This is a genomic window from Paenibacillus sp. FSL R5-0928, from assembly GCF_037970385.1.
GTDB classification, from domain to species: Bacteria; Bacillota; Bacilli; order Paenibacillales; family Paenibacillaceae; genus Paenibacillus_AQ; species Paenibacillus_AQ odorifer.
On the sequence record NZ_CP150225.1, the window covers coordinates 743,009 to 763,900 of the forward strand.

A 20,892-nucleotide genomic window follows, 5' to 3' on the forward strand; every position below is an offset into this window, starting at 1 on the left:
GGGAATATAATAGAGATAGGAAGCAAGGAGGAGGAGCCCGGGAGAATGGTCAAGGTTGTAATGTTGTGGTTTGTGGTAATTAATATTATCGGGTATGTAGTGATGTCCGAGGACAAGAACAAAGCCCGCAAAAGGCGGGAACGTGTACCTGAGAAAACACTTTTTCTGCTGGCAGCCATGGGCGGCGCACTAGGTGTGCTGATTGCCATGTACCGTAAGCGCCACAAGACGCGTCATACATCCTTCAGGATCGGAATTCCGCTTCTGCTGCTGCTGAATATCTTTTTGTACAGCTATTTTTTAAGATAATAGTCTTTAGGATTACAAACTAGAAAAAGAGGTGGCGTACATGTTATTCTCTAAAATTTTGCTAGCCTATGACGGTTCAAAGGCTTCTAATCAAGCATTGGAGCGCGCAATTGAACTCGCTAAAGTCACACCAGGTTCTATATTGCATGTCGTACACGCATTTGAATTCCCAAGATTTTTTATCGGAGAAGCTCTTGCACCTCTACCAGCTTCAGTAAATAAAGAATATTATGATTTGGCAGTGCAGACTACCGAAGAAGTGAAGGGACGCCTTGAGGCTGAAGGCCTGAATGCTGAGGTTGAGCTTTTACAAGGATCTCCTGCGGAAGTGATTTTGAAATATGCTAAGGAAAATGCTATAGACATCATAGTTATCGGCAGCCGCGGGCTTGGCGGTATACGTGAATTTGTTCTGGGCAGTGTCAGCCATAATGTAGTACAAAGCGCTCGTATTCCAGTGCTGGTTGTAAAATAATATAGAGTTCAAAGGGACGCTGATAGCGTTCCTTTTTTTCAATTTAAGGAAGTATAGGTCGTATTCTGGAGCTTAAACAACATAGAGTGTTAGAGCTAGGAGTGTACGGAAAGAAGTCTTTCTTGACAAAATAAAAGGTTGTTGAGAATTTAAATTCGTCCAAAAGCGAACATTTATTATGGTGTTTTTACCAATGTTCGTGTTTGAGTTGACATCATGTGTAGGGGATTGTTAAACTGATGTCATGAAGAGCTCGTATAAAACCGGGAATATGGCCCGGAAGTTTCTACCCGGGAACCGTAAATTACCGGACTACGAGGAAATAGGATGCTAGAATGCGATAGTTCAGTCCATATAATGGAGTGATGCATTGTGCAGCTTTCCGCGCTTAATGCCAGTTTGGTAAGAGGCAAGCGGGAGTGTTTTTTCCTAATTCCTTTACTAGTCCGATCCTCCCGCAGCAAAATGCGTCTGGACATCGGGCTTTTTTAATATAAGGAATAAGTTACACGTAATATATCAACCTTATATTATTAAGGAAAACGATAGTCATCCCTGAAGGACGAGAATGTAGTCTCTGCTTGTTCGGATTTACAAGATAAAGATATCTCATACTAGTGATTGGAAGGTAGGTCGAATCATGTCTGTGCAGGTAGCTGTCATCATGGGTAGTAAGTCGGATTGGGATACGATGGAGCACGCTTGTAGGGTGCTGGAAGAGCTGGGATTGTCTTATGAGAAGAAGGTAGTATCCGCGCACCGTACACCGGACCTGATGTTCCGCTATGCGGAGGAAGCCGCAGGCCGCGGCATTCGCGTGATTATTGCAGGAGCAGGCGGCGCCGCGCATTTGCCGGGTATGGTGGCTGCAAAGACAATCCTGCCAGTGATTGGAGTGCCAGTGCAGTCAAAAGCACTTAATGGGCTGGATTCGCTGCTCTCCATCGTGCAGATGCCTGGAGGCATACCGGTAGCAACGGTAGCTATTGGTAAGGCAGGCGCTGTAAATGCAGGCCTGCTGGCCGCACAGATCATCGGAGCGTTCGACCCTGAAGTGCAGCAGCGTGTGCAGCTGCGTCGGGATGCGATCCGCGATGAAGTATTGGAAAGCAGCGACAGCTTATGAGACCGGAGGAGCTGAAGCTGCAGGAGGCTGGCGGCGCAGCTTCGCCAGCCGCACAAGCGTCCGGTGCGGACACCGTCCGGACGCTGCTGCCCGGCTCGACCGTCGGCGTGCTCGGCGGCGGGCAGCTCGGGCGCATGATGGCGCTGGCCGGCAGCGCCATGGGGTACCGCTTCGTGGCGCTGGATCCTGCGCCGGATGCGCCTAGCGGTCAAGTTACGCCGCAGATCACGGCGGCGTATAACGACCGGGACGCGGCGCGGGAGCTGGCCCGCCGCGCGGACGTCATCACGTACGAGTTCGAGAACGTCGACGCGGGCGTAGCCGCGCTGCTGGCGGAGGAATCGTACGTGCCGCAGGGCAGCGCGCTGCTGTATACCACGCAGCATCGGCTGCGCGAAAAAGCCGCCATCGAGGCGGCGGGCGTTCCGGTCGCCCCGTACCGGAAGGTGGACAGCCTTGCGGAGCTAAAACAGGCGGCGGCTGAACTTGGACTACCTTGTGTGCTCAAGACAGCCACAGGCGGTTATGACGGCAAGGGTCAAGCTGTGATTCGTCAGGAAGAAGAGCTGGAAGAAGCTTTCCGGCAGGTTGCACCCGGTGAGGTGATTCCGGAGCTGGTGCTTGAGAAGTTTGTAGCTTTTCAATGCGAAATATCCGTTGTTGCTGCACGCAGTGCATCTGGGGAGGTCAAAAGCTTCCCGCCTTCTGAGAACATTCATGTAAATAATATTTTGCATCTGTCCATTGTACCTGCAAGAGTGTCAGCAGACATTCAGCGCAGAGCTTGCGAGCTGGCTGAGACTTTAATCGCAGGGCTGAATGCGGTTGGACTGCTTGCCGTGGAAATGTTCGTCACAGCGGACGGTGAATTGTTCGTCAATGAGCTGGCACCAAGGCCGCATAATTCCGGCCATTACACCATGGATGCTTGCGTGACCTCACAGTTCGAGCAGCATGTCCGGGCGATTTGTAATCTGCCGCTGGGCGATACAACGCTTTTGACACCTGTAGTTATGGTAAATGTATTAGGTCAGCATTTGGATGGTGCTATTAAAGCGACCTGTACACATGAGGAAAAAGATAATAAGCTGGGTATTGTACCTAAGCTTCATATATATGGCAAGACTGAGAGTAAGACTGGTCGTAAGATGGGTCATATCAATCTGCTGTGCAAGGATACCGGAGACGGCCTATCCTGGGTGGAGCAATCTAAACTTTGGAGGAACTAAAGAATATGATCGAACGTTACAGCAGACCCGAGATGCGGGCCATTTGGACTGAGGAGAATAAATTCAAAGCGTGGCTGGAAGTGGAAATATGCGCTTGTGAAGCATGGGCGGAGCTGGGAGTCATCCCACATGAAGACGCTGCTAAGCTGCGTAAGGATGCTAAATTCGACATCGCACGTATTGATGAAATCGAACAGGAAACACGTCATGACGTAATTGCCTTTACACGTGCGGTTTCCGAAAGCCTTGGCGCAGAACGCAAATGGGTACACTACGGCCTTACTTCCACAGATGTGGTGGATACAGCACTGGGTTACTTGCTGCGTCAAGCGAATGAGATTCTAGAGAAGGATATCATCAACTTTATTGAGATCCTTAAAGATAAAGCTATTGCTTATAAAGATACACCGATGATGGGCCGTACTCATGGGGTTCATGCTGAGCCAACTACTTTTGGTCTGAAAATGGCATTGTGGTACGAAGAAATGAAACGTAACCTGGAGCGTTTCCGCCATGCTGCGAACGGTGTGCAATTTGGCAAAATCTCCGGAGCCGTTGGTACGTATGCCAACATTGATCCATTCGTAGAAGAATTTGTCTGCCGTAAGCTGGGTACAAGCCCTGCACCGATCTCGACACAAACTCTACAGCGCGACCGTCACGCTGAGTATATGGCAGCTCTTGCTCTGGTAGCAACCTCGCTAGACAAATTCGCTACCGAAATCCGCGCTCTGCAAAAGAGTGAGATTCGCGAAGTAGAAGAAGCTTTTGCCAAAGGTCAAAAGGGTTCATCTGCTATGCCGCATAAACGGAATCCTATTGGCTGCGAGAATATTTCCGGTCTGTCCCGCGTGATTCGCGGACATATGGTTACAGCTTATGAGAACGTGCCGCTCTGGCATGAACGCGATATCTCGCACTCTTCAGTGGAGCGTATCATCCTTCCGGATGCAACGATGCTGCTGAACTACATGCTGAACCGTTTCGGAAACATCGTGAAGAACCTGACTGTATTCCCAGAGAATATGAAGCGTAACATGAACCGTACCTTCGGCGTTCCTTTCTCTGGCCGGATCTTAACCAAGCTGATTGATAAAGGCTTCAGCCGCGAGCAAGCGTACGATACCGTTCAACCACGTGCGATGCAAGCTTGGGAAGAGCAAAAGCAGTTCCGTGATATCGTGGAAGCTACACCTGAAATCACTAATGTCCTCACCCCAGAAGAGATTGAAGATGCATTTAACCCTTCTTGGCACCTTAAGCATGTGGATACCATCTTCCGCAAGCTAGAACTTATCTAAAAAAGATAAGTTAGTGGTGAACTAAGGAGCTAGGAATAAAAAAATCGGTCGAAGGAGTAATGGAGAGGAAGTTTGGAACTGTAGAAGCGTTAGCGTTCGCCTTTATCCTCGGATTTCTACCGCAGCAGCGGTTCAATCAGGAAATCTGAGGATAACAGCGATCGGAAGTCCAAATATTCCTTGGAATTACGCCTTTGAGACCAGATAGTTATTAGGAAGATCATTAGTTCAAGGGAGGAAAGGTCATGACATCATCGGCCGTATCCACAGCCGTGGAACTCATCAATGCGCCGCTGCTCTACAAAGGGAAGGTTCGCGAGCTATACGATTTAGGGGAAAATGTACTGATCGTAGTTACGGATCGGATATCTGCTTTTGACTATGTGCTGGACCCGGCGGTCCCTGAAAAGGGTAATGTGCTTAACCGTCTGAGCGCGTTCTGGTTCGGAAAGACTAAAGAGCTGATGGAGAATCATGTCGTTCATATCGATGTGGATCTGCTTGGCGACGTAGTTAAGGACAAAGAGGCCCTCAGAAACCGTGTCATGGTGGTACGCAAAGCGGAGCGCATTGATATCGAATGCGTAGTGCGTGGATGCATCACTGGCGGCGGCTGGAGACAGTATCAAGAAACAGGCAAGGTAAATGGTATTGAGCTTCCTGCTAACCTCCGCAAAAACGCGCTGCTGGCAGAGCCGATTTTTACCCCTGCGGCTAAAAATGATGTAGGTCACGATGAGGATATTCCGTTTGAGAAAATGCAGGAATTAATCGGAGCTGATCTGGCGCTTGAGCTGCAGGAAAAGAGCTTAAAGCTGTTCGCTTTTGCTAGAGAGTATTGTGCTGAGCGGGGGATCATTCTTGCGGACTGCAAATTCGAATTCGGCTTGTTGGACGGCAAGGTGATTCTGATCGATGAGATTTTTACACCGGATGCTTCCCGCTTCTGGGCTAAGGATAAATACGCGCTTGATATTGAAATTGATAGTATGGATAAAGAGCCTGTTCGTACGTATCTATCTGCATCTGCCTGGGATAAGAATAGTAAACCTGATCCGCTCCCAACTGAAGTAGTAGAAGAAACTACACGGCGTTATCTGGACATTTATCATCGTCTTACTGGCAAGTCTTTATAGTTCAACATAGTGTGTGCACTCATGGGAATAAATTCAGTATATATTTTTGAAGCTAAATGTACTCATTGTAGAATTTCAGTTTCAGAGGGTATGCTCATTAAAATTTAGGAGGAACTACAAGCATATGTTAAAAGCGACGGTATATGTCACCATAAAGAAAAGCGTTCTTGATCCACAAGGGGTAGCAGTACAAGGAGCACTTCATTCGGTAGGCTTCCAAGAAGTTGAAAGCTTGCGTATCGGGAAATATATGGAGCTGACTTTGGATACGGATAACCGTGCTGAAGCGGAAGTGCGTCTCAAGGAAATGTGCGAAAAGCTACTTGCCAACACGGTGATCGAGGATTACCGCTACGAATTGGAGGACTAAACGACATGAAATTTGCTGTACTTGTCTTCCCAGGCTCCAACTGTGATATTGATTGCTACAAGGCGGTAGAGGACAGTCTCGGCGAACCAGTCGACTATGTGTGGCATACAGCGACGGATTTGTCGGCGTATGATTGCATTTTGGTTCCAGGCGGATTCTCATATGGTGATTACCTGCGCTGTGGCGCGATTTCCAGATTTGCTCCTGTTATGGCGGAAGTTGCTAAAGCAGCAGAGCAAGGGAAATACGTGCTGGGCATTTGCAATGGGTTCCAAATTCTTACTGAGGCTGGTTTGCTGCCAGGTGCGCTTCGCCGCAACATGTCGATGAAGTTCCGCTGTCACGATACAGTGCTTAAGGTTGTTAATAATGAAACCCCATTTACTATTGACTATGCTAAAGATGAAGAAATCATCATCCCAATCGCACACGGTGAAGGAAACTACTATTGTGATGACGAGACTTTGGCAGAGCTGAAAGCTAACAATCAGATCGTGTTTACCTATAGCGATAATCCTAACGGCTCCGTAGCCGATATTGCGGGTGTTAGTAACGTACAAGGGAATGTGGTTGGCATGATGCCTCACCCTGAGCGCGCGGCTAATAGTTTACTTGGTTCAGAAGACGGCAAAAGAATGTTTACATCCATACTGAAGACTTGGAGGGATCGTCATGACGCAGCAAGTATCCGTTAAGGAACCGACCGCAGAACAGATTGCGGAGCAGAAAATTTACAGCCAGTTCGGTGTGTCGGACAGCGAATATGAGCTGATCAAGTCTTTTATGGGACGTTTGCCGAACTACACTGAAATCGGCGTATTCAGCGTAATGTGGTCCGAGCACTGTGCCTATAAGAACTCCAAACCACTCCTGAAACGTTTCCCAATTTCCGGACCACGTGTCCTGATGGGACCTGGCGAGGGCGCAGGGATTGTAGATATCGGTGACAACCAAGCGGTTGTTTTCAAAATCGAAAGTCATAACCACCCTTCAGCGGTAGAACCTTTCCAAGGTGCGGCAACGGGTGTGGGCGGGATTATCCGTGATATTTTCTCCATGGGCTCCAGACCTATCGCAATCCTCAATTCACTACGTTTCGGGAAGCTGGAAAGTGATCGAGTAAAATATTTGTTCGAACATGTTGTGTCTGGTATTGCTGGTTATGGTAACTGTATCGGGATTCCAACGGTTGGCGGCGAAATCATGTTTGATGATAGCTATGATGGCAATCCGCTAGTTAATGCAATGTGTGTGGGTCTGATCGATCATGACAAAATCCAACGTGGTGTAGCTAAGGGTGTAGGCAACCCAGTCTTCTATGTAGGCCCTCCTACAGGACGTGATGGAATTCATGGTGCTACTTTTGCATCGGTAGAGCTTAGTGAGGAATCAGAAGCTAAACGTACCGCTGTACAGGTCGGCGATCCATTTATGGAAAAGCTCGTAATGGAATCTTGTCTAGAACTGATCGACAGCGGCATCGTTATCGGGATTCAGGATATGGGTGCAGCGGGTCTTACATGCTCTAGTGCGGAGATGGCAAGTAAAGCAGGCAACGGTCTGGAGCTATATCTTGATCAGGTGCCACAACGTGAAGAGGGCATGACGCCTTACGAAATGATGCTTTCAGAATCACAAGAACGGATGTTGTTCGTCGTTGAGCCGAAGGATGAGGCCCAGGCACAAGAGATTTTTGACCGCTGGGGTGTTATCTGCTGTAAAGTCGGTAAAGTTACGGATGATGGCCGCTTGAAATTGTATCATCACGGCGAGGTTGTTGGTGACATGCCAGTAACGGCGCTCGTGGATGAGTGCCCAGTATATAATAAACCCTCTGAGGTTCCTGCTTATTATATTGCGAATGAAAAGGTAGATACCCTTCGTTACGAGGAAGTTACAGATCTGGGCGGTGCATTGCGTACAGTACTTGGATCACCAACCGTAGCAAGTAAAGCATGGGTATACAATCAATACGATTACATGGTGCGGACGAGCACAGCTGTACGCCCTGGATCTGACGCGGCTGTAGTTACCATTCATGGTACTCGTAAAGGACTTGCGATGACTACAGACTGTAATGGCCGTTATGTTCATCTTGATCCTGAAGTGGGCGGACGTATTGCAGTCAGCGAAGCGGCACGCAACATCGTTTGTTCCGGTGCTGAACCGCTGGCTATTACGGATAACCTGAACTTCGGAAATCCTGAGAAGCCTGATGTGTTCTGGCAAATGGAGCGTGCGGTTGATGGTATGGCTGAAGCCTGTCGTGTGCTGGATACTCCGGTTATCGGTGGTAATGTCAGTCTTTATAACGAAAATACTACGGGTTCCATCTATCCAACGCCGGTTGTCGGCATGGTTGGTTTAGTAGCGGACACGGATCATATTACGACTCAAGGGTTCAAGCAAGAAGGAGATTCTATTCTTCTGCTGGGAGTGACCAAGGCTGAGCTGGGCGGCAGTGAATTCCAATATGCTGTTCATGGTGTGACCGAAGGTCGTCCTCCGGCTTTGGATTTGGCTACTGAGAAAAAACTGCTGAACGCAGTCCTTACCTCAATTCGTGGCGGTCTGGTGCGTTCCGCACATGACTTGTCCGAAGGTGGACTTGCCGTAGCACTTGCAGAGAGCTGTATCAGCGGTGGAATCGGAGCGAACGTTGAGCTTTCAGCTAACGGTCTTAGATCTGATGTAGCATTGTTCAGCGAAAGCCAATCACGCATTGTGCTGACAGCCGCTCCTGAACGTGCGGAAGAGCTGAAAGCAGCGATTGCAGCCAGCGGTGTTCCAGTGGAGAACATCGGAACTGTAGGTGGAGACAGACTGCGCGTAAATCTGGACGGCGTGTCCGCACTAGATGAAGCTGTAGCAGAATTGAAATTCGTTTGGGAGGATGCTATTCCATGTCTTATGAAATAAAGACCGGGAAAGAGCAGGAGACTCCTATCCTGTGGACTGGTGACTTTTACAATGAAGGAACGGGCTCGGGAGATATTTTTGACACATTAAAAGAAGAATGCGGCGTTTTCGGGGTCTTCGGACACCCGGAAGCGGCGTCCATGTCTTATTACGGCTTACACGCCTTACAACACCGTGGAGAAGAAAGTGCGGGAATCTGCGTAGCAGACGGTCGCGATTTCAACTATCACCGCGGGATGGGGTTAGTAAAAGAAGTATTCGACAAGGACAAAATTGCCTCATTGGTTGGAGACATGTCCATTGGGCATGTACGTTATTCCACTAGTGGAGACAGCCGCTTAACCAATGCGCAGCCGCTGGTATTTAAATATCGTGACGGCGATTTGGCGATTGCTACGAACGGCAACATAGTAAATGAACCGTTGATCCGCAAACAGCTGGAGCAAAGCGGGTCGATCTTTCAAACTACGAGTGATACAGAAGTGCTGGCGCATCTGATTGCCCGTTCGCCAAAGGATTTTGTTGAAGCGGCAAAAGATGCGCTGCAGCAGCTCGTTGGCGGGTTTGCTTTTCTGCTTATGACAAATGACAAGTTAATTGTCGCTTCAGATTCCCATGGCTTGCGTCCGCTAGTGATGGGACGGATTGGTGAAGCTTATATTTTTGCTTCCGAGTCCTGCGCATTAGAGGTCATTGGGGCACAGCTGGTTCGTGATATTGAGCCTGGCGAATTGCTAGTCCTCGACAAAAACGGCCTCTTAGAGGACCGTTTTACCGAACCCAAACGTAAAGCGCTGTGCGCGATGGAGTATATTTACTTCTCCCGCCCAGACAGTGATATGAACGGCTCTAACCTGCACTCCGCCCGTAAGCGGATGGGTAGCCGCATGGCACTGGAAGCTTTTGTCGATGCTGATCTCGTAACCGGTGTGCCGGATTCCAGTATTTCAGCAGCCATCGGGTATGCCGAGCAAACGGGAATTCCTTATGAGCTTGGGCTCATTAAGAATAAGTACACTGGACGGACCTTCATCCAGCCGAGCCAAGAACTGCGTGAGCAAGGTGTGAAGATGAAGCTGAGCGCCGTGCGCAGTGTAGTTGATGGCAAACGTGTCGTTATGATCGATGATTCTATCGTTCGTGGCACGACCTCACGCCGAATCGTCAATCTGCTTCGGGAAGCGGGAGCTGTTGAAGTGCATGTGCGGATTACTTCACCGCCGTTCAAGAATCCTTGCTTCTACGGCATTGATACACCAGACCGCCGCGATCTCATCGCGTCCTACAAGACCATTGAGGAAATGTGCGAAGAGATCAACGCCGATTCCTTGGCATTTTTGTCGCCGGAAGGCTTAATCTCTTCCATTGGTGGACACAACAAAGATGACTATAAAGGCGGACTTTGCCTTTCTTGCTTTGATAATGATTACCCGACGCAGGTGGATTTTGGCGGGGCAGAGAAAGATGGCTGCAGCTGTTAGTAGGGCCATCCCCCTAAGTCTCCCTTGCAAAGTGTGGGTACTCGCTTATATCGCTAGAAGAGGTTGCATGGCGCAGCTCATGCACCGAGGTCTTGAGGTCCGTGTGCAAGGCGCGCACTGCGGCTTGCAGTAGGGACAAACCGGTGGTTGGAGGGAGTTATGGAGAGGAAGTTTGGAACTGTAGAAGCGTTAGCGTTCGCCTTTATGCTCGAATTTCTACCGCTCAGCGGTAAAAAATTCAAAGGAATTCGAGCATAACAGCGATCGGAAGTCCAAACATTCCTCGCAGTAACTCCCCTACAACCACCCAAAAGCCGAATGCGCCCAAACGCGCTCTAAACTATTAAAAGATGAGGTGTCCAATAGTGTCGGAAGCTTATAAAAACGCCGGAGTGGATATTGCGGCTGGTAATGAAGCGGTAGAACGCATGAAAAAGCACGTAAAACGTACTTACCGTCCAGAAGTAATGACGGATCTTGGTGGGTTCGGAGCGCTGTTTGGCCTCAATAAAGATAAATATGAAGAGCCAGTGCTTGTATCGGGAACCGATGGTGTAGGCACAAAGCTCAAAATCGCATTCGCGGCGGATCGCCATGACACGATTGGCATCGATGCTGTAGCTATGTGCGTGAACGACATCGTAGTGCAAGGCGCAGAGCCACTCTTTTTCCTCGACTATCTGGCTTGCGACAAAGTGGTGCCGGAGAAAATCGAAGCTATCGTAGCTGGAATCGCTGAAGGCTGTCACCAAGCGGGTTGTGCACTGATTGGCGGCGAAACGGCTGAGATGCCGGGTATGTATTCAGCAGGTGAATATGATATCGCTGGATTCACAGTGGGCGTAGCTGATAAAGCGAAGCTGGTAACAGGCGCTGACATCGCTGCTGGAGACACAGTGATTGGTCTGGCTTCCAGTGGTGTGCACAGCAATGGCTTCTCGCTGGTGCGTAAGCTTTTGCTTGAGCAAGAGGGTTATGGTCTGAATGACGTGCTTCCTGAGCTTGGCGCTCCGCTGGCGGATGTACTCCTTGCACCAACTAAGATTTATGTGAAGCCTTTGCTGGCACTGCTGGAGCAGCTTCCGGTAAAAGGTATGGCTCACATTACGGGTGGCGGATTCATCGAGAATATCCCACGCGTATTGCCTGATAATGTAGACGTGGAGATCAATTACGGATCGTGGCCGATTCTGCCAATCTTCGGGTTGATGCAGAACAAAGGTAACGTAAGCAACCGTGATATGTTCACTACTTTTAATATGGGAATTGGTCTTGTTCTGGTAGTTAGCGCTGCTGATGGAGAACGCGCTCTTGAACTGCTTAAAGCTAGCGGAGAAGAGGCGTATATCATTGGGAAAGTAACAGAAGGGGAACGCAAAGTAACCTTTACTGGAGCTGAAGTGTGATGCAATCAAGTCGAATCGCTGTTTTTGCTTCGGGGCAGGGCAGCAATTTTGCAGCACTGATCGAGGCACAGAGAGCAGGCTTGCTTGGAGACGGCAGGATTGAATTGCTTGTCTCGGACAAGCCGGAAGCGCCTGTAGCACAACGTGCGGAGGATGCGGGAATTCCCGCCCTCCTGCTGCGGCCAAAAGACTTCGCCAGCCGTGAGCTCTACGAAGCAGAGATTGTAGCAGAGCTTCAGCGGCGGGAAATCGGGCTGGTTGTGCTGGCAGGGTATATGCGCCTCATTACACCAGTGCTTTTAACGCCGTATGCGGGTCGGATTATTAACATTCACCCATCGCTGCTGCCTGCTTTTGCTGGAAAGGATGCGATCGGACAAGCGCTGGATTATGGCGTGAAGCTGACGGGAGTCACTGTGCATTTTGTCGATGGAGGTATGGATACCGGGCCAGTTATTGCTCAGCGTAGCGTAGTTGTGTTGGATAACGACACGGCGGATTCATTGGCGGAACGGATTCATAAGGTTGAGTATGAGTTATATCCTGAAGTGGTTGGCGCTTTTGCCAGCGGGAAAGTGGAACTGAGTGGAAGAAAGACGATTATCCGCGAAAAGTAAGCCACACTGTAGTCATTCAAAGTTTTGGATCGACATTTGGTGACAGGCGGAGAGATTTCAGGGTATTTCTCGGGAAATATTGCATAAGCGGCATTATGTGTCGTGTAGTAGGTAATAGAGTCAGATTCTTTCTTATAGTAATTTCCCAAGCTTTTAGATGTCATCACATTAAATCGCACGTACAACCCGAAGGAGGACTATTCAAAGTGAGTATCAAAAGAGCGCTAGTTAGCGTATCGGATAAACAAGGTATCGTGGATTTTTGCCGCGAGTTGTCTGCATTAGGCGTAGAGATTATTTCCACAGGTGGAACAAGCACGCTTTTGGCTAAGGAAGGTGTTCCAGTCATCGGTATTTCCGATGTTACAGGATTCCCGGAAATCATGGATGGACGTGTCAAAACCTTGCACCCGGCTGTACACAGCGGATTGCTAGCGGTTCGTGACAATGAGGAACACACGCGTCAAATGAAAGAGCTTGGTCTGGACTACATTGATCTGGTAGTAGTAAATCTGTATCCGTTCGCGGAAACCATTGCTAAACCGGATGTATCGTATGAAGAAGCCATCGAGAATATCGATATCGGCGGACCGACGATGCTGCGTTCTGCGGCGAAGAACCATGCTTTTGTAAGTGTAGTGGTAGATGCTAACGACTATGCTACAGTGCTTGAAGAGGTTCGCGCAGGTGGAGATACAACGCTGGAAACACGCAAACGTCTTGCGGCAAAAGTGTTCCGTCATACGGCGGCTTACGATGCCTTAATTTCCGATTATTTGGCTAATGTTACTGGCGAACCGCTTCCTGAGCGCTACACCGTGACTTATGAGAAAATTCAGGATCTGCGCTATGGCGAGAATCCACATCAAAAAGCAGCTTTCTATCGCAAGCCTTTGGCTGCGGGGGATACTCTTACAGCAGCTGAGCAATTGCATGGCAAAGAATTATCCTACAACAATATCAACGATGCTAACGCAGCGCTGCAAATCGTGAAAGAATTTGAAGAACCTGCTGTCGTAGCCATTAAACATATGAATCCTTGTGGTGTAGGTGTCGGTGAAAGTGTATACGAAGCTTATCAAAAAGCTTACAACGCAGACCCAACCTCTATCTTTGGCGGAATAGTAGCCGCTAACCGGATTATCGACGCGGACACTGCTAATCTGCTGAAAGAGATTTTCCTCGAAATCGTATTGGCGCCAGGCTTTACGGAAGAAGCACTGGAAATCCTTACGAAGAAAAAGAACCTGCGGTTGCTCAAAATCGGCAATCTCAGCACGGCTAGTGCGCGTAAGAGCAGCTTCGTAGTTACCTCTATTGATGGAGGAATGGTTGTGCAGGAGAGCGATGTGCATTCTGTGAACCCGGATGATCTACAAGTTGTTACGGACCGTAAGCCAACCGAAGAAGAATTGAAACAGCTGTTGTTCGGCTGGAAGGTAGTTAAGCATGTGAAATCTAATGCGATCGTATTAGCTGCGGATGATATGACAGTTGGCGTAGGTGCAGGGCAAATGAACCGCGTTGGCGCAGCTAAAATTGCAATTGAACAAGCTGGCGAGAAGTCCAAAGGATCAGTCCTTGCCTCTGACGCCTTCTTCCCAATGGGAGATACGCTTGAAATGGCAGCCAAAGCAGGCATTACCGCAGTTATTCAGCCAGGCGGATCCATTAAAGACGAAGAATCGATCAAGGTCGCGAATGAGTATGGAATTGCTATGGTCTTCACAGGCGTCCGTCATTTCAAACACTAGAACGCTGGGAGGATTTTATTCTAATGGATATTTTAGTGGTTGGCGGCGGCGGCCGGGAGCATGCGATTATTTGGAGCCTGTCCCAAAGCCCCAAGGTTGGTAAAATCTATTGCGCACCCGGCAACGCCGGGATCGCGCAGCTAGCAGAATGTGTGCCTATCGGTGTGTTTGAGTTCGACCGTCTGACGGCTTTTGCAAAAGAGAAGGAAGTAGGTCTTGTTGTAATCGGACCGGATGATCCGTTAGCAGGGGGCATTGTGGATGCTTTTGAAGCACAGGCTATTCCTGTGTTTGGTCCGCGCAAGAATGCAGCTGAGATCGAAGGCAGCAAAACCTTTATGAAGGATCTTTTGCACAAATATAATATTCCGACAGCAGCCTATGAAAAATTTGATGGCTACGAAGCTGCACTGGCTTACTTACGCGAGCAACCGCTGCCGATCGTAATCAAGGCAGATGGGCTTGCCGCAGGAAAAGGTGTGACCGTTGCCTATTCACGGGAAGAGGCAGAGCAGGCACTAGCTGATATTATGGTAACCAAAGTGTTTGGTGAAGCTGGCGCTCAGGTTGTCATTGAAGAGTTCCTGGCGGGTCAAGAAATGTCGATTTTGGCTTTTGTTGATGGAGAGACAGTTCGTCCGATGGCTGCCGCTCAGGATCATAAGCCTGCTTACGATGGAGATAAAGGTCCTAATACCGGTGGAATGGGCACCTATTCGCCTCTACCGCATATCGACGAGGCGATTATCCAAGAAGCGATTGAGACCATCATTAAGCCAACAGCCAAGGCTATGGTAGCTGAAGGCCGTTCGTTTAGCGGCGTTTTGTTCGCAGGGCTGATGATTTCTCCAGAAGGTAAACCAAAGACCATTGAATTTAATGCCCGGTTTGGGGATCCGGAGACACAGGTCGTGCTGCCTAGATTGAAGAGCGACTTATTAGAAATATTTTTGGCAGTAACCGAGGGTAGACTTGCGGATATCGACATTGAATGGAGCGACGAAGCAGCGGTGTGCGTGGTTCTCGCTTCTGGAGGATATCCAGGCTCTTATCCTAAAGGAGTGCCGATTGAAGGGCTTGAGGACAGCCAAGGAGGGCTGATCTTTCATGCCGGTACAGCACGGGGGGCAGATGGCAGCTGGGTAACGGACGGCGGACGGGTCTTAGGCGTGGTAGGCTTGGGTGCTACGATTGCCGAAGCTCGTTCAGCAGCCTATGCTAGGGCTGAAGGAATCTCTTTTTCCGGGAAACAGAATCGCAGCGACATCGCTATGAAGGCTCTGGTATAAGGATAAAGCACTGTATCTAGCAATTTTTTGCGCTTTAAGTCCTAAAAAAGGACTGACAAGTGATAGAAGAAGTGCTATAATACTACACGTACGGGGGAAAATGTGCGGATATATACAGATAAGGGCCTTTCCGATCATGGGAAGGCCCTTTTAAATCGGAGTCCTTCAGACTTTGTGCAGTAACCTTATAAAGGATGCCTCGTGCCTGAAAATGTTGATACTTATAGTGCATACTAGCGATACGCTTATGGCGAATGGCTACTCACAGATTTAAGGGGGAATTCGTTTTGAGTAAGATTGGAAGAAATGATATGTGTCCTTGCGGAAGCGGGAAAAAATATAAGAAATGCTGCCTAGGGAAAGAAACTTCTGCAGTGGAATCCATCATGCGACTGGTAACAACGGAAGAATCCGCTGCTACTGTGGCTGTGGCCGAGAAACCAGAAGCGGCAGCCATTTCTGAAGCTAAACTTACCCTAACCACGCTCAAAAAAAAGGTGTCACGTGATCTGAAATGGGAGCATCCAGCACATGAACAATTGGCTATGCACCTTATTGAGACCATGAGAGACAGCTATGACCGGGAGCTAATCTGGGAAGGTCTGGTTCTATGGAATGGTTATTCCCGTCACATCAAGCCTGCAGTGAAGAAAATGGGCTCCTTCTGCGCGGCTATCGAATTTATCTTGTCTGAGGAATATGGTTTCCTTCAAACTCAAGCTGATCTAGCGATCAAACATGAGGTTACTGCACCTACCATCTCCAGAAAAGTTAAAGAGATGCTTAATTATATCGAACAGTATGGCATGGGCGGGGCAGAGGAAGAATTACTTTTGCTCAACGTTTCAGGCACTCCGAAGGATCAGGAACAGGCTTTGCTGCAAAAAGCAATGGAAACTAAAGCATCCAATCGTCGGATCCAGCTAGCAGAAGCGGCATTGGAAGTTTATCCGGACAGTCCGGACGCCTATCTCATTTTGGCTGAGGAAGCCGAGAATGAAGCAGATGCCCGTGCTTATCTGAAAGCAGGGATGGAAGCGGGTGCGCGTGAGCTTGGAGAAGCTTTTTTCACTGAGAACAAAGGACATTTCTGGAGTCTTTACGAGACACGTTCGTACATTCGAATCTGCAAAAGCTACGCTGACTCCTGCTGGTTTAGCGGAAATGCAGAAGAAGCACAAAAGACGCTGGAGCACATTCTAGAATTGAACCCAGAAGATAACACAGGTGCGCGTTACCTTCTAACGGCAACGTACCTTTACACCAATAAGCTTAAGAAGACCGAGAAGGTACTGGAGAAGTTCGGCAAGGATGCAGCAGCAACAGTAGCATATGACCGTATGGTTTTAGAATATAAGAAGAACGGGATTACTTCCCAGCTCAAAATGCTCTACCGCGTGGCGAAGAATGTGAACAAGCATGTGCCGGATTATCTGTTAGGTATCAAAAGATTGCCGCATAACCTGCCTGATTTTGTAGGCGTGGGTGACGCTAACGAGGCTATCGAATATGTTATTGTACATTCACGTTTGTGGACAAGCTTACCAGACCTGGTGAAGTGGATGCTGAAGCAACAGGATTAGTAGGTTTCATAGCGTAGAGACAGCAAATATTAGTAAGAGACTATAGGGTTCCTTTAGTCTCTTTTTCTTTATCACTGATTAGGATGCTTGAAAAAATGTCCTCGGGAGAGTATGTTACAAGAAGTAGAATAACAGATAGATAGTGAGGCGAGAGGGTTATGAGAGAAGAGGAAGACCGAATCGTAGGAATGGAAGATATTGTGCGGGCTCATCACGTACTGCGTGAAGTCATAATCCGGACACCCCTACAACGTGATGCTGTACTGTCAGCCAAGTATGATTGTGATGTGTATTTGAAGCGCGAGGATTTGCAGATTGTACGTTCTTTCAAAATCCGCGGAGCTTATAATATGATTCGTAGTTTGTCAGCAGAAGATAGAGCAAAAGGCATTGTCTGTGCAAGTGCGGGCAACCATGCACAAGGCGTAGCCTATTCCTGTAAGGCGCTTGGAATTAAAGGCAAGGTCTATATGCCAAGCACTACGCCTAACCAGAAGGTTAAGCAGGTACGGCGGTTCGGTGGTGAGTTTGTTGAGGTCATTCTGAAGGGCGATACCTTTGATGACGCTTATGATGAAGCACTGCAAGCTTGTATAGATCATGGGATGACGTTGATCCATCCCTTTGATGAGCCACGAATCATTGCGGGCAACGGCACCATTGCAATGGAAGTGATGGAGAGTCTGGACAACCCTGCAGACTTTATGTTCGTAACCATTGGTGGAGGCGGCCTGGCAGCGGGTATAGCCACCTATGTGAAGACAGTTAGTCCTTCTACCAAGTTGATTGGTGTGGAGCCACTCGGAGCCGCTTCTATGACGGAAGCGATCAAGCTTGGAGAAGTGGTGACTCTAAAGGAAATTAACAAGTTCGTGGACGGAGCGGCTGTAAAACGTGTTGGCGGACTGACATATGATATTTGTTCCCGTCATCTGGATGACATCGTGATGGTGCCTGAAGGCAAAGCTTGTACCACGATTCTGGAACTATATAACGAGAATGCCATAGTGGTTGAGCCAGCAGGTTCGCTGCCTATCGCAGCGCTTGATCAATATCGTGATCAAATCCGCGGCAAAACAGTTGTCTGTATCATAAGCGGCGGGAACAACGATATTGACCGGATGCAGGAGATCAAGGAGCGTTCATTGATTTATGAAGGCTTAAAACACTATTTCATGGTGAACTTCCCGCAACGGGCAGGTGCGCTGCGTGAGTTCTTGGGCGAAATCCTTGGACCTCACGATGATATTACCCGTTTCGAGTATATCAAGAAGCATGATAAAGAAAATGGTCCCGCGCTTGTGGGCATTGAATTATTGTCAACGGATGCCTACGAACCTCTCATCGAACGGATGCAGCAGAAGGGCGTCGATTATGTAGAGATCAATAAGGATTCTAATCTCTTTAACATCCTTATTTAATGCTCGCATCCACTTAATAATCATGTTAATGAACACGCAAAAGCCCGTCCCTATTCATTTTAGGGACGGGCTTTTGTGATTTCTTTATTAGAGAGGTAACGAAGTTTTACGATATTGCTCGACCTCATCGGTCAATTTGTAGCTATTGTCTTTCATTAATTTCATGAAGCTATCCAGCTTTTGTAGAAATGGGCTGCTGTCATTATTTTTGGTCAGAATACTGGAGTAAGCCTTTTGCGCCTCCAAATCCATTTCCAGATTGTCATAATGGAAGAGAGGAGTGTTATTCTGGCCGTAAAACGTATTATTCACATACATAGTGTACAAGGCTTTTACAGCAGAAATTCGGTTTGACTTCGGATGATTTTGAATGAATTGCTCTTGAGATAAAGCTCTGGCTGCAACCTCAGTCCAGGCGATAACTAGCCCGTTGTCCTTGGAAGAGGGCAGGTCCGATTCGGTTGCCATAATGGTAATATAAGCGCTGATATCATTGGTAACGTATAGCTTGTACTTGCGGTAAGCTCCATAATCGATCACCGGGAAAAAAGTACCCTCTGCTGTCTCCAGCTTATATCCGCTTTCGCTGGCACTTTTAAGCAGTGTACGCAGCTGGAGATCATCAGTAATAGCGGCAAGAGACGACATGCTGGCGCCTGCTTTATAAATGGCGGTGAGCTTCCGCTGGACAGTGCTGGTACTGAATTTACTTTCCCAGGCTTGCAGCGCAGCTTTATGCAGATTCTCAAGCTTCAGGGTCATCATTGTTGCACGATATGACCCTACCGCATACATATTGGAGTTCAAATATTTTATGGCTTCGGGTAACTTGTCAGAGGTAGATAACAGCGGTAATGCAGCTTTATAGACAGCCTCTGCATGATTATTGCTAGCTGCTTGAGGAATTGCCTTAGCGCCTTCCCCAGGAGGGCTGGTAGCACCTTCGGCGTGAATAGCACTGGGTACTATGCCTAGCCCTAAGGCTATAGCTAGAACGGAGTAGAGAATATAATGTTTCTTAATCATGGAAGTTTCCCCCTATCTATCGGATGGAATAAAGTTTTCAGCCTAGATATTTATTTTTTGAAAAATATAAATTTCAGTCCCAACCCCCCAATGATGCACAGAATTAAGCTTACCCACGGGGATATTGTAATGACCGGAAATAACCGATCGAGGAACATGCCGATAAATACAGCAGCTACTGCGATGCCAATATAGATTCCAAGGCTTTTTATATCAAAAGGCTTGGCACTGGGTGCATCGCTTTCCGACAAGGAAGACATCCATTTCATAATCAGTTCAATTAAGATAATGGAGCCTACTCCCACAGCGAACAGGGTGAAAAGGCTGATCTGTCCGAACATTCCAGGTGAATCGTCAGTCCATTGGAAGAAGAGTCCACCGATTGCCAATATCCCAAAAAGACAGGTCAGAGCTGCGCAGGGAATCATCAAGTAATAGTTCCATTTACTGCGCACCGGGCGCCCGGGAACACTGTCTATGATTTCTTTAAAATAATCGTGCGGATTCTCGCCGAATACTTGCTTGGCATTTTTCCCTTTACGTTGTTCCTTCAACAGCAGCTTGGCCGCATCCAGCAAAAGTTCTTCTCCGCGCAGGGTGTCAATTCGACTGGCCCGCATTGCAAGGATCATATCTTCTAAATAGGAGCGATTGAAGGGCGTCAACTGCTCACGCAGGGCGTTATTTTCCTTAATCATATCTTTCACTTTCATAATTTGGATGTAAACCTCCAGTGTTGTTAATCGGTATAGTCTTTAACCTAGAGTATACGTTTGCATGACAGGTCTACGCAAGGACAACCATTTCTATGGCGATATGCATAATCCTTTTAGAAGAGTGAACACTGATAATGTTGTTGCTTGATCAATATAGAATTGGGAAAGGTTGGGAGCTTTATGGAACATGAGAACAAGAAAGAACAGGGAAGATCCATGGGCAACGGTTTCGAGCCTACGCCCAATAATTCAATGGGGGATTGGGGCGGCTCCGATGGATTCAGCATGTGGGATTCCGCGGAAGATGCTCCCGAGGGCTTGCTTAAGGATTGGGAAGGCAGCCATGAAACCCATGAGATGTTTAACGACAGCTACGATTGATTAACAACCCTGGCCATTCATCTCGAAAAAACAACAGAGCAGCGATCCTCCGATACTGGGGATCGCTGCTCTGTATTTTTTTGGTGGGGTTCTCAGACCCAAACCCAAACCCAAACCCAAACCCAAACCCAAACCCAAACCCAAACCCAAACCCAAACCTCAAGCACCCCCGAACCCCAGACCCCCGGTTGTCGTAGCATCCACCATCTTTCGGACTCAGATGACGTTATTAGCAAAATTATCGCCTTTTCAGCACAGTTTCGGACTCCAGTGACGCTATTGCTCGAAAAGAAGCTCGTATTTGCTGTTTTTCAGGGTGATAGCGACTATGGGGTCCGATAGAATTCAAAAAG

General features: G+C 48.2%; 20 protein-coding genes and 1 riboswitch. Of the genes, 18 read left to right on the forward strand and 2 right to left on the reverse strand.

From position 1 onward, the window contains the following. Nucleotides 1-45: 45 nt before the first annotated feature. The 17 genes from MKZ16_RS03260 to ilvA all read left to right on the forward strand — a co-directional run bounded on the left by MKZ16_RS03260 (nucleotide 46) and on the right by ilvA (nucleotide 18,416). On the forward strand, nucleotides 46-309 hold the full coding sequence (locus MKZ16_RS03260; protein ID WP_036680925.1) for a DUF1294 domain-containing protein: 264 nt from the start codon (nucleotides 46-48) through the stop codon (nucleotides 307-309). Nucleotides 310-349: 40 nt separating this feature from the next. Then, entirely contained in the window at nucleotides 350-784 is a 435-nt protein-coding gene (locus tag MKZ16_RS03265; RefSeq protein WP_036680923.1) for a universal stress protein, read from the forward strand. Between the two features lie 233 nt (nucleotides 785-1,017). Beyond that, nucleotides 1,018-1,119: riboswitch (purine riboswitch) on the forward strand. 305 nt (nucleotides 1,120-1,424) lie between these two features. Then, the gene (purE, locus tag MKZ16_RS03270) at nucleotides 1,425-1,910 is read left to right on the forward strand and encodes a 5-(carboxyamino)imidazole ribonucleotide mutase (protein ID WP_038568659.1); all 486 of its coding nucleotides are present in this window, start codon (nucleotides 1,425-1,427) and stop codon (nucleotides 1,908-1,910) included. Beyond that, the gene (locus MKZ16_RS03275) at nucleotides 1,879-2,115 is read left to right on the forward strand and encodes a hypothetical protein (RefSeq protein ID WP_249267791.1); all 237 of its coding nucleotides are present in this window, start codon (nucleotides 1,879-1,881) and stop codon (nucleotides 2,113-2,115) included. Before purE ends, MKZ16_RS03275 begins: the two co-directional genes overlap by 32 nt. Then, nucleotides 2,018-3,139, forward strand: a complete 1,122-nt coding sequence (gene purK / locus MKZ16_RS03280; protein WP_235219449.1) for a 5-(carboxyamino)imidazole ribonucleotide synthase — start codon at nucleotides 2,018-2,020, stop codon at nucleotides 3,137-3,139. Before MKZ16_RS03275 ends, purK begins: the two co-directional genes overlap by 98 nt. Nucleotides 3,140-3,144: 5 nt before the next feature. Then, entirely contained in the window at nucleotides 3,145-4,440 is a 1,296-nt protein-coding gene (gene purB, locus MKZ16_RS03285; protein ID WP_036680917.1) for an adenylosuccinate lyase, read from the forward strand. 245 nt (nucleotides 4,441-4,685) lie between these two features. Next, nucleotides 4,686-5,576, forward strand: a complete 891-nt coding sequence (locus MKZ16_RS03290) for a phosphoribosylaminoimidazolesuccinocarboxamide synthase (RefSeq protein WP_076104164.1) — start codon at nucleotides 4,686-4,688, stop codon at nucleotides 5,574-5,576. A 124-nt stretch (nucleotides 5,577-5,700) separates the two neighbouring features. Further along, nucleotides 5,701-5,946: a phosphoribosylformylglycinamidine synthase subunit PurS gene (gene purS / locus MKZ16_RS03295; protein WP_036680912.1), complete on the forward strand. Its 246-nt coding sequence runs from the start codon at nucleotides 5,701-5,703 to the stop codon at nucleotides 5,944-5,946. Between the two features lie 5 nt (nucleotides 5,947-5,951). Then, entirely contained in the window at nucleotides 5,952-6,641 is a 690-nt protein-coding gene (purQ, locus tag MKZ16_RS03300) for a phosphoribosylformylglycinamidine synthase subunit PurQ (protein WP_036680909.1), read from the forward strand. Continuing rightward, a complete protein-coding gene (gene purL / locus MKZ16_RS03305) occupies nucleotides 6,619-8,865 on the forward strand; it encodes a phosphoribosylformylglycinamidine synthase subunit PurL (RefSeq protein WP_076104163.1) in 2,247 nt (748 codons plus the stop codon). Before purQ ends, purL begins: the two co-directional genes overlap by 23 nt. Then, nucleotides 8,850-10,346, forward strand: coding sequence for an amidophosphoribosyltransferase (gene purF, locus MKZ16_RS03310; RefSeq protein ID WP_036680905.1), 1,497 nt, complete (start codon nucleotides 8,850-8,852; stop codon nucleotides 10,344-10,346). Before purL ends, purF begins: the two co-directional genes overlap by 16 nt. 365 nt (nucleotides 10,347-10,711) lie before the next feature. Next, a complete protein-coding gene (purM, locus tag MKZ16_RS03315) occupies nucleotides 10,712-11,752 on the forward strand; it encodes a phosphoribosylformylglycinamidine cyclo-ligase (protein ID WP_076104162.1) in 1,041 nt (346 codons plus the stop codon). Next, nucleotides 11,752-12,369 carry a phosphoribosylglycinamide formyltransferase gene (purN, locus tag MKZ16_RS03320; protein ID WP_076104161.1) on the forward strand — a complete coding sequence of 206 codons (618 nt, stop codon included), beginning with the start codon at nucleotides 11,752-11,754 and terminating at the stop codon, nucleotides 12,367-12,369. The genes purM and purN overlap by 1 nt, the downstream gene beginning before the upstream one ends. 206 nt (nucleotides 12,370-12,575) lie before the next feature. Beyond that, complete coding sequence (gene purH, locus MKZ16_RS03325) at nucleotides 12,576-14,123, forward strand: bifunctional phosphoribosylaminoimidazolecarboxamide formyltransferase/IMP cyclohydrolase (protein ID WP_036680898.1); 1,548 nt, start codon at nucleotides 12,576-12,578, stop codon at nucleotides 14,121-14,123. Between the two features lie 23 nt (nucleotides 14,124-14,146). Further along, nucleotides 14,147-15,412: a phosphoribosylamine--glycine ligase gene (gene purD, locus MKZ16_RS03330; protein ID WP_076104160.1), complete on the forward strand. Its 1,266-nt coding sequence runs from the start codon at nucleotides 14,147-14,149 to the stop codon at nucleotides 15,410-15,412. Between the two features lie 287 nt (nucleotides 15,413-15,699). Then, nucleotides 15,700-16,995, forward strand: coding sequence for an SEC-C metal-binding domain-containing protein (locus tag MKZ16_RS03335; protein WP_076104159.1), 1,296 nt, complete (start codon nucleotides 15,700-15,702; stop codon nucleotides 16,993-16,995). A gap of 158 nt (nucleotides 16,996-17,153) precedes the next feature. After that, nucleotides 17,154-18,416, forward strand: a complete 1,263-nt coding sequence (gene ilvA / locus MKZ16_RS03340) for a threonine ammonia-lyase IlvA (protein WP_076104158.1) — start codon at nucleotides 17,154-17,156, stop codon at nucleotides 18,414-18,416. A gap of 87 nt (nucleotides 18,417-18,503) precedes the next feature. Here ilvA and MKZ16_RS03345 read toward each other — a convergent pair whose 3' ends face one another. Together MKZ16_RS03345 and MKZ16_RS03350 are read right to left on the reverse strand one after the other, a co-directional pair. After that, on the reverse strand, nucleotides 18,504-19,442 hold the full coding sequence (locus tag MKZ16_RS03345) for a hypothetical protein (RefSeq protein WP_081393339.1): 939 nt from the start codon (nucleotides 19,440-19,442) through the stop codon (nucleotides 18,504-18,506). A 50-nt stretch (nucleotides 19,443-19,492) separates the two neighbouring features. Next, nucleotides 19,493-20,140, reverse strand: coding sequence for a DUF1129 family protein (locus MKZ16_RS03350; RefSeq protein ID WP_339815328.1), 648 nt, complete (start codon nucleotides 20,138-20,140; stop codon nucleotides 19,493-19,495). A 198-nt stretch (nucleotides 20,141-20,338) separates the two neighbouring features. On the opposite strand from MKZ16_RS03350, the gene MKZ16_RS03355 reads away from it, so the two are divergent. Continuing rightward, nucleotides 20,339-20,539 carry a hypothetical protein gene (locus MKZ16_RS03355; protein WP_036680885.1) on the forward strand — a complete coding sequence of 67 codons (201 nt, stop codon included), beginning with the start codon at nucleotides 20,339-20,341 and terminating at the stop codon, nucleotides 20,537-20,539. Nucleotides 20,540-20,892: the final 353 nt, after the last annotated feature.

Bases quoted from the DNA above. Each gene is read 5' to 3' on its own strand.
- MKZ16_RS03260 (WP_036680925.1), top strand. From the start codon at position 46: ATGGTCAAGGTTGTAATGTTGTGGTTTGTGGTAATTAATATTATCGGG.
- MKZ16_RS03265 (WP_036680923.1), top strand. From the start codon at position 350: ATGTTATTCTCTAAAATTTTGCTAGCCTATGACGGTTCAAAGGCTTCT.
- purE (WP_038568659.1), top strand. From the start codon at position 1,425: ATGTCTGTGCAGGTAGCTGTCATCATGGGTAGTAAGTCGGATTGGGAT.
- MKZ16_RS03275 (WP_249267791.1), top strand. From the start codon at position 1,879: ATGAAGTATTGGAAAGCAGCGACAGCTTATGAGACCGGAGGAGCTGAA.
- purB (WP_036680917.1), top strand. From the start codon at position 3,145: ATGATCGAACGTTACAGCAGACCCGAGATGCGGGCCATTTGGACTGAG.
- MKZ16_RS03290 (WP_076104164.1), top strand. From the start codon at position 4,686: ATGACATCATCGGCCGTATCCACAGCCGTGGAACTCATCAATGCGCCG.
- purS (WP_036680912.1), top strand. From the start codon at position 5,701: ATGTTAAAAGCGACGGTATATGTCACCATAAAGAAAAGCGTTCTTGAT.
- purQ (WP_036680909.1), top strand. From the start codon at position 5,952: ATGAAATTTGCTGTACTTGTCTTCCCAGGCTCCAACTGTGATATTGAT.
- purL (WP_076104163.1), top strand. From the start codon at position 6,619: ATGACGCAGCAAGTATCCGTTAAGGAACCGACCGCAGAACAGATTGCG.
- purF (WP_036680905.1), top strand. From the start codon at position 8,850: ATGTCTTATGAAATAAAGACCGGGAAAGAGCAGGAGACTCCTATCCTG.
- purN (WP_076104161.1), top strand. From the start codon at position 11,752: ATGCAATCAAGTCGAATCGCTGTTTTTGCTTCGGGGCAGGGCAGCAAT.
- purD (WP_076104160.1), top strand. From the start codon at position 14,147: ATGGATATTTTAGTGGTTGGCGGCGGCGGCCGGGAGCATGCGATTATT.
- ilvA (WP_076104158.1), top strand. From the start codon at position 17,154: ATGAGAGAAGAGGAAGACCGAATCGTAGGAATGGAAGATATTGTGCGG.
- MKZ16_RS03345 (WP_081393339.1), bottom strand. From the start codon at position 19,442: ATGATTAAGAAACATTATATTCTCTACTCCGTTCTAGCTATAGCCTTA.
- MKZ16_RS03350 (WP_339815328.1), bottom strand. From the start codon at position 20,140: ATGATTAAGGAAAATAACGCCCTGCGTGAGCAGTTGACGCCCTTCAAT.
- MKZ16_RS03355 (WP_036680885.1), top strand. From the start codon at position 20,339: ATGGAACATGAGAACAAGAAAGAACAGGGAAGATCCATGGGCAACGGT.